Raw genomic sequence first — 12893 nt, forward strand, 5'->3', positions numbered from 1 at the left:
AGGCGCCTCGACATCGATCAATTTATTTTGTTTATTTTTTTGCTTTCTCAGGATGTTCCGAATAATATTTACGTCCAATATATGTTTGAATAATTAACAATGCACCACTAACAGACCAATACAAAGGCAGTGCTGCCATAGAAGACATGGAGATAAAGACAATCATAATTGGTGAAATATAAATAAACATTTTCATCTGCGCTTTTTGTTGCTCAGGTACCGTCCACAAAGATACACGAGCCTGGATTAGGTAAACAATCCCTGCAACTATAGTCATCACGATATCAGGTGAACCTAAGCTAAACCATAAAAACTCATGGGATTTCACATCGGCAGAATACAAGATCGAGAAATACAGACCCATAATAATCGGCATTTGAATTAACATCGGTAAACAACCCATATTAAGTGGATTAATGCCATGCTTTTGATATAGAGCCATCATTTCTTGTTGGTATTGCGTTTGCTCCTCTTTTGTCTTAGCTTCCTTCATTTTTTTCTGAACGGCTTCCATTTCAGGTTTAAAAGCATCCATCTTCGTTTTCATTAATTGCTGTTGACGATAGTTCTTTAACATAATCGGCATTAACACTAAACGAATTAGAACAGTAATCGCAATGATTGCTAAACCATAGCTCCCTGAAAAGATATCATTCCCGAAAAACTCCAATAAAAATTCCATAGGTTTTACAAATATACTATAGAAAAAACCTTCTTTGTTTTGCACAGCTTGACAGCCACTAAGAACAAAAACGGCAATACCAAGCATTGAGAATAGCTTCAAATTTTTCATTTTTCCACCTACTATTATTTATCAACTACTGTGAAGTATACCTTATAGGGTCTCTCTTTATCAAATAGCAAGTGCTACTCATTCCTTCAGCTTTTTCCTCAGATGATTCATCAAAAAAGATGCGAGCTTTAGCAACGCTAATATGTTCGCACCTTCTCATTCTCTATGCTCAAAATCTAAACATTTTGTAATTCAGTCTCTGCCATTTCAAAACGATAAAATTCGTGATGAAGCTCGTCTCTAAAATGTTTTGGCGTAACTCCCGTATACTTTTTGAAAATACGTGTAAAATAACTTTGATTACAGAAATGGAATTGATCTGAGATAGAAGTAATACTTTTGTTTGTATGTCGTAAGTAGTACTGTGATTCTTCTACACGTCTTACATTTAAATACTCAACCAATGTAATGCCCACATGTTCTCTAAAAATACGTGATAAGTGACTAGTGCTTATATGAAAGTTATTCGCTATACTTTCAACAGTTAAATCATTTTCAAGCTCGTCATTTATATACATTATCACTTTGTTAACAGTTTGATGTCGGAAAGTCGGTTGTTTGCGATCTGCAATAAAGTAAACAAAGAAATCAATTAAATCATCAGCAAATTGTAAAAATTCTGCGTCTTTCATCTGATTTTCTATCATATCGTTACACGCAATATTAAAAGCAAATGCTTTTTTCGAAGGTACTTGATTGTCCAGCAATTTACGAGCAACAATTGATGACAAAACAGAAAAATAACTTCGAACGATTTTAATGACCTGTTTGCCAAAACGAATTGAGAGAATATCAATTAACTCATGCAAAGATTTTTTCGCTTTTGCAGATTCTAAATGGTAAATTTCAAAAATTAATTTCGACTCAATATTAAAAAATTCTTCGACGCCGATATATTGATTAATATTATCGATTTCTTGGAAGTATCTTTTGGATATCGTTTCTGACATAGAATGTTGATGTAGTTGCATAATCTTCCCCATCTTTCCTCAGAGTGCACGAATTGCATGACAATATTTGACACCAATCCCGACGAATTAAAAATAAGAAAATAGTATTTACTTATTCAATATAAGAACTGAGTCCTATTTCACAAATTTTATTAACAAATAAATCAAAAATAACCCTACTAAAACACCAAATATAAAAAAAATAGACTATACAGTGAATTTTACCATATTCTGCGATTTCCTTTCAACCACATTTTAATTGCTACTCTAGTTCTAATTTATCACATACGCATAGTAGAAACCTCGTAAACTTTTTCCTAACAATTAAATTTTACCATATACATATCAAAATAAATTAGTCATTTTATAAATTTATTTACAAATTATACAAAACAACTAACATCATTCTAATGGATCATTCGACATTTTTCTATTTTATTCCTAAATCTTCTCTATATAATTTATATGAATATGTAGTAAAATAGATGATAATACTATTTTTAAAAGTTTAGACGAGGTGTTTAAAGTGGATCCAAAACAAATAGAAGAGATTATGGAGATTATTAAGGAATTCTTCCCTGAAAATACGTCCATCGCTATCTCTGATACAAATGAATATTTGTATTATCAACCAAGCAAGAAAGTTGATTTAAAAATTAAACCTGGTGACCCTATCAAAGAAGGTTCAGCCGCACACAAAGCATTAAGCTATGGTCAAAAAATCAGCTCTTATATCGAACCTGATGTCTTCGGTGTCGCATATTATGGCATGAGTATTCCTTTAATGGAGGAAGGCGAAACAAAAGGGGCTATTACTGCTATCTTCCCGCAAAAACCATCAGCATTCTTAACAAACTACATTACAATCAAAATTGATGATTGCTGGTACCCAATCAAACATGATCAAGTTATTTATTTAGAAACACAACTCCGTAAAACATTTGTTAAAACAATGACTCGTGAAGGTTATCACCGTTTAAACTTAAGTGATCTAGAGCTATTTTTAGCACCTGACTCATTTATTCGTTGTCACCGCTCTTATATCGTTAACATTGACTACATTGATGAAATTCAACCAGACTCACACTCAACGTTTTTATTAATTATGAAAGATGGTACACGTATTCCGGTAAGCCAACGCTATGCAAGCTATTTCCGTCGTTCTTTAGGTTTCTAATTTGTATGAACAGCGAGCAATTTTTATAATTGTTCGCTGTTCTTTTTTGCGAACAAATCCTCCCCATTTAACTATTTTTGCACTGTTTTTAATGTAGAAAACAACTAAATTTATACAGCTCTACAATAAAACGTTTTCTCTGTCGAAAAATCATCTTAATGCTCGATTTTCCTTTTTTTACTCAATTTAATGCTAATTCTAAAGTTTTTGTGACAATTTGGTGATAGTATTATTCAAATGGTTGGAGTCATACTACAACTGAATAAACAGAAAATTCTTAAATGTTTTTTCTAGTTTTGTAATCGGTTTCCATCAAAATTATTTAGGGGAGGATTTTTTTATGGATGCAAATGTTCAAAAACGCCTAGGTTTAAAAGAACTTGAGAGTAAAATTGTAACTGCTGAAGAAGCAGCAGCACTGATTTCTAATGGTGATGTAGTTGGGATGAGTGGTTTTACTCGTGCTGGGGATGCAAAAGTTGTTCCAATGGCATTAGTTGAGCGTGCAAAAAATGAAGAATTCAAAATTGATGTATATACAGGTGCATCATTAGGACCAGAAGTAGATAAGTACTTAGCAGAAGCTGGTGCAATTCGTAAACGTGGACCATTCCAGGGTGATGCGGGTATCCGTAATTTAATTAATTCTGGGGATATCTTATATGTAGATGCTCATCTTTCTCATAATGCGGAGCTAGTGCGCCAAGGAATTATTGGACCAATCAAGTATTTAATTCTTGAAGCGGTTGCTATTACTGAAGATGGATTAATTATTCCAACAAACTCTGTAGGTAACTCACCTATCTTTGCAGAATATGCAGAAAATATTATTATCGAATTAAATATTTCTCATCCAGAAGCTTTAATTGGTATCCATGATATTTATGTACCTGGAGAACAAGGTAAACGTGAAGCTATCCCAATGACAGATGCTATGCAACGCCTTGGTGATATTGGTATCAAAGTAGATCCAGCTAAAATTAAAGCAATTGTTATTTCTGAAGAGCCAGACGCTCCTTCATTAATCGTACCTCCAGATGAAGAAACACAAACGATGGCAAACATTTTATTAGACTTCTTCCGTGATGAAATTAAAGCGGGTCGTTTAACAAACCAATTAATGCCATTGCAATCTGGTGTAGGTTCTGTAGCAAACGCTGTACTTGATGGCTTTGCAGATTCAGAATTTGAAGATTTAATTGTTGCATCTGAAGTACTTCAAGATGCTGTATTTAACTTAATCGATGCTGGTAAAGTTAAATTCGCCGCTGCAACTTCAATCACACTTACTGAAGAATTACAGCAAAAAGTTTATGGTAATTTAGAAAAGTATGCTGATAAAATTTGCTTACGTCCACAAGAAATTTCTAACCACCCTGAGCTTATCCGTCGTTTGGGTCTAATCTCAATCAACACAGCTCTTGAGTTAGATATCTATGGTAACGTTAATTCGACGCATGTTTCTGGTACTCGTATGATGAACGGTATCGGTGGTTCAGGTGACTTCGCACGTAACGCACGCCTTGGTATTTTTGTTACAAAATCATACGCAAAAGGTGGAGCAATTTCTTCTATCGTGCCAATGGTATCTCACGTTGACCATACTGAACATGACGTTGATGTTATCGTTACGGAACAAGGTATTGCTGACTTACGTGGTCTTGCACCAAAAGAACGTGTACCTTTAATTATTGAAAACTGTGCACACCCAGACTACAAAGAACAATTATGGGATTACTATAACCGTGCAGTTGAAGCAACTGGCAACCACCAAACTCCTCATCTTTTAGAGGAAGCACTTTCTTGGCATGTAAATCTCGCTAAAAACAAAACAATGAAAAAAGAAGTTGCAAAAGCTTAATTATTAAATTGTCGTACGTCTAATAAGTTGATACTTATTAGACGTTTTTTTACGTGAACGCAAAAAAACAAGTGAGAAGTATTATCGATTGGAAAATGCTATAATAGGACTATATCAATCATTGACTATAATGTTCTATTTCATCGGAGGAACCATGAAGAAATTTATCTATGCTATTATTTTCTTTTCGTTTTTCGACCTTTTTACTCAGCTTCCTGTTATGAGTACTTATGCTGAGTCTTTAGGTGCATCGGCATTCCTCACTGGTCTTGCAGTGGGCATGTATTCGCTTTCTAATACATTCGGTAATATCATTTCTGGCTTCTTAACGGATCGCAAAGGACCTTTCGTCATACTCATAATAGGTCTTCTAACAACAGGTCTATCATTAACATTTTATAATTTAGTAGAAGAGCCTATTGCTCTATTAATTGTACGTTTTATCCATGGCCTTGTTGCAGGCTTCATTGTTCCTGCTGCCTTTACATATCTAGCGAACGCTACAGAGCAGGATAAAAGAGGAAAGGGCAGTGCTATTTCTGGCGCCTTTGTAGGTATAGCAGCCATTCTAGGCCCTGCATTTAGTGGCATTTTAGCTAGCCGGACAAGTGTACCCTTTGTTTTCAATATCACAGCAAGCTGTATGCTTCTGCTAGGTATCTTTGCGTTCTTTATATTGAAGGCAAATCAAGTAAAAAAAGAGAAGGCTAAACAGAGTGATTACATTCCGATCAGTGTCTTCTTTAATAACACAGGAACATTAAAAGCCTTTTTAGGAGCGTTTTTCTTAATGTTTTCCCAAGGGGTTATTGCGTATCTACTCCCGCTTAAAGTACATTCCTTAGGCTTCGACTCTCGTTTAAGCGGCACTTTAATGAGTACATTTGGAATTATTGCAGTCCTTGTTTTCCTATTACCTACTAATCGTATTTTTGATAAGGTTAATCCACTTAAAACATTGTCTTTTGGTATAGGTTTAATGGGAATAAGCCAGCTATTAATTAGCCAAGCAAATTCTAGCTCTTTACTCTATACAGCTATGGCTTGCTATGGAATCGGATTCGGTTTCCTATTCCCTTCAGTAAATTCGCTTCTAATTGACTCTACAACTGCTAAAGTACGAGGAAAAGCATACGGCTACTTCTATGCGTTTTTCTCATTAGGTGTTGTTATAGGCTCTTCTTTATTAGGTTGGCTATCACTTGGTACTGTCAGTGGCTTTGCATTTACTGGCTTCGTGTTATTGCTCTTTGCAGGCGCCATCCTTATTCCACACAAAAGACCTTCTCATGCTTAGATGAGAAGGTTTTTTGTTTACTTTTCCTTTTCTTGAATTTCTTCATTATAGAAATGGACACCAGTATGTCCTCCACCTTCAGCTACCATTTCATTCGAGGCAATTTTAGTTGGTGAAGTACCAGCCTCTGTTGCTACCTCTGTTGCTACACGTTCTGCAATATTGTCATGCATATCAGGACCTGTAGTAAGATACGACTCTAATTTTGCTTTCATACTATTAAACATTGTTAGTGCTTTATCACGATTCTCTTTTTTACTGAAATAAGATGCTGCTAGTCCTGCTAATCCTGCAACGACAACACCTGTTCCTTTTCGTTTTGCCATAGTTTATAACCTCCTAAAAATATAGAAACTAGCTCTGTAGTATAGTTTTTCCCTATTCTTAAAAGAATAAACATTATTTTTTTATACCCTCTAGCATATATATTAATGTATGGATAAATACTTGCCCTTTTATCTAGTAATAACTCCGTCAATCCATTGTAGTTCGTCTAGTTTTTAATGCAGACAATCTCACTCGATTTCCTATTAAAGTCCAGTTATCGGACCCCTATTTTTAGCATTCGTCAAAATTTTGTAACTATTTATGATTATAAAAGGCAAGTAAAGGGAATTAATGAATTACTACTAAAATAGGAGAGTGGTTATGATGAAAGAATTCGATTTAGCATATGATTGGATAGATATGGCTTCATTAATCGGTGGGGCTGGCTTCTTAACAGTACTAATTTATAGTGTCATTCTATTATAAGGAGCTATTTACATGATTTGCTCTAGCAATTAAAAGGCAATCCGCTTAATTAAAAGCAGATTGCCTTATTTTTTATTGTTTCACGTCATTGTATGCATCTGATTTTTCAAATGCAGCCACAACATAAGAACAAACGGCCTTCATTTTATAACCATTTTCGCGTGCATACGATGCTGCTTGATCGAGTAATTGTTTGGCCACACCTTGACCACGGAGCTTATCTGATACATATGTGTGATCCATTACCATTACTGAGCCATTTTGCTGCCAAGTAATTTCTGCTAGTTTTTCCCCTGCTTGCTCATTCAAAAATGCAAACTTATTTTCTGCTAATTGTTGTAATTGGAATTCCATTTCTCACCACTCCTTTTATTCATAGTACCATAAGCTTTTTATATTTTCACAAAATTTGTGTACGCTTCTTTTATCTAATCAGCGAAGCTATGTCCAGATAATCAGTTAGCTTTCCTATGTCGAAAACATCTCACTTCAAAATTTTTCACTTGTTGAATCAAAAAAATCTGTACACCTTCTCTAGTAAAGTGAGAAGGTATAACAGATTTTCTTTCTATCAACTATAAATTTAGTTAAACCATGAAGAAATAGTATCTTTTAAATTAGCAAAAAAGCTTTTTACGCTTTCCCAGAAACCTTTATCTTCCATAAGTGAACCGAATTTTTCTTGGATCGTATTACTGATATCATTTAATTGATCAGACCATTTACTAAAATCAATGTCCAGCTTGCTTATTTTATCCATTAAATCTACTAGCAATTGACGGTCCTTTTCACTTAAATTAATTTCAAGCTTACTTAATTGCTCTTCTACAATTTTCTCCACATCTTCACGTGTTGCTGGCTTTAACTCTGCAATTTGCTTTTTAATTTCTGTCAGTAATTCCGCAACCTTTGCATCGTCTACCCCTGCAGATTCTGCAATGGATGTTGCTACTGATAATTCTTCGTTTGCTACATCTGTACGATCAATATCCAGTGTTTCCCCTGTAGTGACCTCATATGCCTTGTAAATACCTACTAATGCTGAATGCCCTGTAACGGCTTTTGGTGCAGCTACTTGTACGGATGCATCCTGAATTCCTGCTGTTAACATCGCATTTGCGTACATCTCTGAAGTTACCTGCGTTATATTCGATGGTGTGACAATTTGTATTACTAGACCCTCTCCTGCATCTCTGCGTGTAATCTTTGCAGAAGAGTACATACGTGAGCTTGAATTACTATCTTTAATGTATTTTACTAGATCCTCACCAGACACAGTAATTTCTTCAATTTCAGGTTCTTCGCTTACTTTTAATGATTTTTTCACAGATTCTTTTTCAGCCTCAGATAAATTTGCTCCATACACGACGATTGGTACACCTAATTTTTCATCAATTGCTTTTGGAGGCGTATTGTCAGATGCAAATCCTGTTGCTGGTGCCATCACTCCAAATACTAACATTGTAGCAGTTAGTATTTTAATCCATGTTTTTTTCAAATCGTGTGACCCCTTTCGCTAAAACTTCATAATTAGCAAGTATAATGTATGCCACTATACAATAATTAGTACGAAAAAAAGACGAGAAGGTTTCAAGGATGTCTCTCGTCACTTTTCCTGCTGTAAATGTTTTGCTAGCTAGTCAAACTAACCATCCTTTAAATTTCTTCAGTCCAACCGTCCTGTTGTTTCACTTTACCAGCTTTCATTAATGTTCCTAAGGCACGTTTAAATGCCCCTTTACTCATATTAAACATTTCTTGAATCTCTTCAGGAGACGATTTATCACCAAATGGCATTTTACCGCCCACATCCTGTATATAGTTTAATATTTGTTGCGCATCATTTGAAAGACGCTCATGTTTTCTTGGTAAAAGAGAGCCATTCATGGAACCATCGTCTTTTACATCGATAATACGAACAACTACATCTTGTCCTAATCGAGGCTCATTATTTCGCTCAGACTCGTGCACAAAAATACGGTAAGGAACTTCTACACCTAGCAAAAATGTCCCAATCGGTAACAAACGATATGGGCGTGCTTGGATATTCTTATTATGCATATCTTCAAATGCACCTTCATATAGCTCCGAAATTTTTTCCTCTGTGGCTAAACGACCAAATAAATCACCGTTACGATCTGTACGTAGTGTCATAAATAAATGATCGCCTGGTTCTGGCCAAACCTCTTTTAATGCAGGTAAATCCTCTGCTCTTACTAATACTTCACGAGATGTACCAATATCCACAAAAGCACCTTCACGTTCCACTACTTTCAAGACACGTGCCCAGCCGTATTCACCTTGTGTAAAAGCTGGAATAGACGTTGTTGCAGCCAAATCTCCACGACGGTCTGCAAATAAAAATACTTCAAGGCGGTCACCTACTGTTAGTGGCTCAGTTACCTCTGAAGCATTTAAAGGTAGTTCTTCAACTCCATTTGTTAAAATCCATTTTGATGCTTGTTGCTCTAATACCGTTAATGTAACGACTTCACCTGATTTTAATGCGTTCATATTGTCTCCCTTTCCTTCACACCATCATTTTAAAGATTGTGCTGTGTCTTAGATGCCTCTAATTTTTTCACGATGTCTGGATTTTCTTCCATTACTTGCACAAGATCTGCAATACGATCGATTGAATTCCAACTTAAATGATGTTCAATTCCCTCCACATCATCATAAATACGTTCTTCATCCACACCAATCATTCGTAAAAACTGCTCGAGCAATTCATGACGCTGCACAAGACGCTTTCCGAGCTTATCCCCTTTAGGCGTCAATGTCAGTCCACGGTACTTTTCATAAACTAAATAACCATCTTTATCTAATTTTTGAACCATTTTTGTAACAGAAGAAGGAAGAACAGATAATGCTTCAGCAATGTCAGACACTCGCGCATATCCCTTGTTGGCAATTAATAAATATATTTGTTCGATATGGTCCTCCATACTAGGTGTTGGCATATCCTTTTCCCTCTCTTTCCTTTTCTTACTCTCTAGTTTACTACAAGCTTGGCTTAAAAGTTAACTGAAAATACATAGCCTAGAAAAACACTTCCTTTACAACTTAAATAGAGCCTCTTCTATTAAGAAGTAGGCTCTACTTTGTGTCGAGGATACTTATTTACCACATGTAACGCATGAATAATTTCTTTATTAATGCGCTCAATGTTTCCAGGAGTATTCATTTCTTTAAATGCCTCATCTCTAGCTTCCATAGATGTAACATACTTACTTGGCAATGCATTTAGTGTAAGTGCCACCGTGTCTAATTCACAGATTTCGCATTTACAAAATGTTTGATATTCTGGTCCTCGTAGTAAAAAGCTTACTAAACCACGCACAATTTCTTCTGTAACATTTACTAAAATAGGATCTGACATATTCAAACTTTCGCCTCATTTATATTTAATTGTTACATTACTCCTGAAACTATAATAGCCTTAAAAAAAGTCTTTTTCAAGAATCACAAGTAGCATCTATTCGCATAAAATCCCTTGGATCAAAGCAAGATTAATTTCCTATCTTTTCAGATCGTTCTACACCTTACTTACTACTTTTTTGATCTAATTAGTCTTAATGAATTAAACACAACTAATAGTGTTGCACCCATATCGGCAAAAATTGCTATCCATAATGTTAACCATCCTGGTATGACAAGTAGCAATGCAATTAATTTTAAAACTAGGGCAAATATAATATTTTCTTTAATGATACGTAATGTTTTTCTGCTCAAGCCAATAGTGTAAGGAAGCTTTGTCAAATCATCACCCATTAAGGCAATATCTGCTGTCTCAAGAGCTGCATCCGTTCCTGCTCCACCCATGGCAATTCCTACGTTTGCAGTAGCCAATGCTGGTGCATCGTTTACACCATCTCCAACCATTGCTACAGCACCAAATTGTGCACGTAAATCCTTAATCGCCTTTAATTTTTCTTCTGGTAACAAACCAGCACGCACATCTGTCATCTTTAATGAAGTAGCAATGGCTTGCGCTGTAGGCTCTGCATCGCCTGTTAGCATCACCATATGCTTTACTTTTAAGGCATTTAATTTGTTCAATACGTCCTTGCTTTCATGACGTAATTGATCAGCAATTGCAATCAGGCCAATAAGTTGATTATTTGAAACAGCTGCTACTACTGTTTTACCCTGTTCTTGCAAATTCTTAACCTGATTTTCTATATTTTGATCTACAGAGGTTAATGAAGTAGCCCATTTCATGCTACCTACATAAATAATCTGATTATCAACGGTAGCATAGGCACCTTTTCCTGTTACTGATTGGAAATCTGTTGGTATGAGCTCAGATAATTTTTTATCGTGTAATCTATTTAAAATTGCTTTAGCTAAAGGGTGCTGTGACTGTTTTTCTACCGCTGCCACTAGTTGTAACACATAGTCCTCTGACCAATTTTCAGTCGTTACGATATCTGTTACTGCTGGCTGCCCTTTTGTTAATGTTCCTGTTTTGTCAAAGGCAACAGCTTCAATATGTCCTAGCTGCTCTAAATGAACACCACCTTTGATCAGTACACCTTGCCTTGCTGCATTACCAATGGCTGTAACAATGGCAACGGGAGTAGAGACGACCAGTGCACAAGGACATCCTACCACTAAAACAGCTAGACCTTGGTAAATCCAATGCTGCCAATCACCTACTAATAAAGGTGGAATTACAGCTACTAGAAAAGCAATAATCATAATCGCTGGTGTATAATACTTTGCAAAGCGATCTACAAATTGCTGAGAAGGTGCCTTTTCTGCCTGTGCTTCTTCCACTAGATGAATTATTTTAGCGATAGTAGTATCTTCTACACGCTTTGTCACACGTACTTCAAGTGCACCCTCTTCATTTAAAGTACCAGCAAATACTTCATCATTTACTGTTTTATTTACGGGAATCGACTCACCTGTAATAGCTGCCTGATTGACTGCAGACAATCCACTAATGACTATGCCATCCATCGCAATCTTTTGCCCAGGCTTTACAATCAAAATATCTCCTATTTCTATATCCTCCGTAGGTAACTCAACCTCATGGTAGTGTTCACCGTGGGCTCTTTTGATAATCGCTGTTGGTGGAGCAATATCCATTAATTGACGAATAGATTGACGTGCTTTATCCATTGAATACGCTTCAAGTGCCTCACTCACAGCAAATAAGAATACGACCACTGCCGCTTCCTCCCATTCACCGATAATAGCAGCTCCGATGATGGCGATTGTCATAAGCGTCTTCATATCAAATTCAAAGCGAACTAAATTGCGGAAGCCTATTTTAAAAATACCCACTCCACCCACAAGGATAGCTATAATAAACATGGCAATCGGTAGTGGGTTCGATTCCCCATTCATACCCACAAATAGATAACCTAGAATGACAAAAAGCAATGAAATTCCTGCTAGAACATTTTCCTTTTTGCGATAAAAAGGTGTAGTATTTTCAAGTGCTTTTGCTGCCGACTGTGTAACCTTAATGCCATCAAAGGCACCTGCTTCTTCAATTTGGTCTACACTAATAGCACCGATTACTGTAATTTTAGAAGCACCAAAATTCACTTGTGCATCCTGTACTTCTGGAATAGCCTTCACATTTTTCTCAAACTTTGCGGCACAACTAGCGCAGGATAAATTTTGTAATCTGTATTCTTGTTTAATTGGCGTCGCTGCCATTCGCAATCCCCTCTTTCGCATGTTCGTAGGCAATTGTTACAATTTGATATACATGCTCATCCGCTAAAGAGTAATACATTTGCTTACCTTTACGGTGTGATCTTGCTAAATTATTATCTTTCAAATAGCGTAAATGATGGGATGCTGTAGCAACTGAAGAACCAATAATAGTCGCAACATCACAAACACATAGTTCATCTTCCACCGTTAAAGCATAGGCAATTTTAAGTCTAGTTTCATCAGATAATGCTTTTAAAAATTTTGCTACACCTGATAAATCAGGCATTTGTTGTTTCACCTTTGTGACTGCTTCTTCATGTACATGCGTCACCTCACATATTTCTTTTGGCATTTTTCTCACCTCATTCAAATATTCGTTTGATTGT

The 12893-nt window shown here is 35.9% G+C and carries 13 protein-coding genes; 3 read left to right on the forward strand and 10 right to left on the reverse strand.

Annotated elements, in window-relative coordinates:
• Positions 1 to 31: 31 nt before the first annotated feature.
• The gene (yidC, locus tag JIN86_RS14400) at positions 32 to 793 is read right to left on the reverse strand and encodes a membrane protein insertase YidC (protein ID WP_004232011.1); all 762 of its coding nucleotides are present in this window, start codon (positions 791 to 793) and stop codon (positions 32 to 34) included.
• Between the two features lie 176 nt (positions 794 to 969).
• Positions 970 to 1764, reverse strand: coding sequence for a helix-turn-helix transcriptional regulator (locus JIN86_RS14405; RefSeq protein WP_004232009.1), 795 nt, complete (start codon positions 1762 to 1764; stop codon positions 970 to 972).
• Positions 1765 to 2269: 505 nt separating this feature from the next.
• On the opposite strand from JIN86_RS14405, the gene JIN86_RS14410 reads away from it, so the two are divergent.
• The 3 genes from JIN86_RS14410 to JIN86_RS14420 all read left to right on the forward strand — a co-directional run bounded on the left by JIN86_RS14410 (position 2270) and on the right by JIN86_RS14420 (position 6078).
• Complete coding sequence (locus tag JIN86_RS14410) at positions 2270 to 2920, forward strand: LytTR family DNA-binding domain-containing protein (protein ID WP_004232004.1); 651 nt, start codon at positions 2270 to 2272, stop codon at positions 2918 to 2920.
• A 340-nt stretch (positions 2921 to 3260) separates the two neighbouring features.
• The gene (locus JIN86_RS14415) at positions 3261 to 4781 is read left to right on the forward strand and encodes a succinyl-CoA:acetate CoA-transferase ScpC (protein WP_004232003.1); all 1521 of its coding nucleotides are present in this window, start codon (positions 3261 to 3263) and stop codon (positions 4779 to 4781) included.
• A gap of 154 nt (positions 4782 to 4935) precedes the next feature.
• Complete coding sequence (locus JIN86_RS14420) at positions 4936 to 6078, forward strand: MFS transporter (RefSeq protein WP_004232001.1); 1143 nt, start codon at positions 4936 to 4938, stop codon at positions 6076 to 6078.
• Between the two features lie 17 nt (positions 6079 to 6095).
• Here the strand turns inward: JIN86_RS14420 and JIN86_RS14425 are convergent, their stop codons facing one another.
• The 8 genes from JIN86_RS14425 to JIN86_RS14460 all read right to left on the reverse strand — a co-directional run bounded on the left by JIN86_RS14425 (position 6096) and on the right by JIN86_RS14460 (position 12859).
• Entirely contained in the window at positions 6096 to 6404 is a 309-nt protein-coding gene (locus JIN86_RS14425; RefSeq protein ID WP_004232000.1) for a hypothetical protein, read from the reverse strand.
• 499 nt (positions 6405 to 6903) lie between these two features.
• On the reverse strand, positions 6904 to 7185 hold the full coding sequence (locus tag JIN86_RS14430; protein WP_009370656.1) for a GNAT family N-acetyltransferase: 282 nt from the start codon (positions 7183 to 7185) through the stop codon (positions 6904 to 6906).
• Between the two features lie 229 nt (positions 7186 to 7414).
• The gene (locus JIN86_RS14435; RefSeq protein WP_004231995.1) at positions 7415 to 8329 is read right to left on the reverse strand and encodes a DUF1002 domain-containing protein; all 915 of its coding nucleotides are present in this window, start codon (positions 8327 to 8329) and stop codon (positions 7415 to 7417) included.
• Between the two features lie 158 nt (positions 8330 to 8487).
• Positions 8488 to 9345: a CvfB family protein gene (locus JIN86_RS14440; RefSeq protein WP_004231994.1), complete on the reverse strand. Its 858-nt coding sequence runs from the start codon at positions 9343 to 9345 to the stop codon at positions 8488 to 8490.
• Positions 9346 to 9374: 29 nt separating this feature from the next.
• Positions 9375 to 9794 (reverse strand): transcriptional regulator MntR, encoded by a 420-nt coding sequence (gene mntR, locus JIN86_RS14445; protein ID WP_004231993.1) that lies wholly within the window; start codon positions 9792 to 9794, stop codon positions 9375 to 9377.
• 122 nt (positions 9795 to 9916) lie between these two features.
• A complete protein-coding gene (locus JIN86_RS14450; RefSeq protein WP_004231991.1) occupies positions 9917 to 10213 on the reverse strand; it encodes a late competence development ComFB family protein in 297 nt (98 codons plus the stop codon).
• 170 nt (positions 10214 to 10383) lie between these two features.
• Positions 10384 to 12507, reverse strand: a complete 2124-nt coding sequence (locus JIN86_RS14455) for a heavy metal translocating P-type ATPase (RefSeq protein ID WP_202342250.1) — start codon at positions 12505 to 12507, stop codon at positions 10384 to 10386.
• Complete coding sequence (locus tag JIN86_RS14460) at positions 12488 to 12859, reverse strand: ArsR/SmtB family transcription factor (protein WP_004231987.1); 372 nt, start codon at positions 12857 to 12859, stop codon at positions 12488 to 12490. Before JIN86_RS14460 ends, JIN86_RS14455 begins: the two co-directional genes overlap by 20 nt.
• Positions 12860 to 12893 lie beyond the last annotated feature (34 nt).

The organism is Lysinibacillus sp. HST-98 (assembly GCF_016757845.1).
Taxonomy (GTDB): domain Bacteria; phylum Bacillota; class Bacilli; order Bacillales_A; family Planococcaceae; genus Lysinibacillus; species Lysinibacillus capsici.

Excerpts from the sequence above, each read along its gene's own strand:
- JIN86_RS14455 (WP_202342250.1), bottom strand. The coding sequence starts at position 12,507 with ATGGCAGCGACGCCAATTAAACAAGAATACAGATTACAAAATTTATCC.
- JIN86_RS14430 (WP_009370656.1), bottom strand. The coding sequence starts at position 7,185 with ATGGAATTCCAATTACAACAATTAGCAGAAAATAAGTTTGCATTTTTG.
- mntR (WP_004231993.1), bottom strand. The coding sequence starts at position 9,794 with ATGCCAACACCTAGTATGGAGGACCATATCGAACAAATATATTTATTA.
- JIN86_RS14420 (WP_004232001.1), top strand. The coding sequence starts at position 4,936 with ATGAAGAAATTTATCTATGCTATTATTTTCTTTTCGTTTTTCGACCTT.
- JIN86_RS14415 (WP_004232003.1), top strand. The coding sequence starts at position 3,261 with ATGGATGCAAATGTTCAAAAACGCCTAGGTTTAAAAGAACTTGAGAGT.
- JIN86_RS14405 (WP_004232009.1), bottom strand. The coding sequence starts at position 1,764 with ATGCAACTACATCAACATTCTATGTCAGAAACGATATCCAAAAGATAC.
- yidC (WP_004232011.1), bottom strand. The coding sequence starts at position 793 with ATGAAAAATTTGAAGCTATTCTCAATGCTTGGTATTGCCGTTTTTGTT.
- JIN86_RS14450 (WP_004231991.1), bottom strand. The coding sequence starts at position 10,213 with ATGTCAGATCCTATTTTAGTAAATGTTACAGAAGAAATTGTGCGTGGT.
- JIN86_RS14460 (WP_004231987.1), bottom strand. The coding sequence starts at position 12,859 with ATGCCAAAAGAAATATGTGAGGTGACGCATGTACATGAAGAAGCAGTC.
- JIN86_RS14440 (WP_004231994.1), bottom strand. The coding sequence starts at position 9,345 with ATGAACGCATTAAAATCAGGTGAAGTCGTTACATTAACGGTATTAGAG.
- JIN86_RS14425 (WP_004232000.1), bottom strand. The coding sequence starts at position 6,404 with ATGGCAAAACGAAAAGGAACAGGTGTTGTCGTTGCAGGATTAGCAGGA.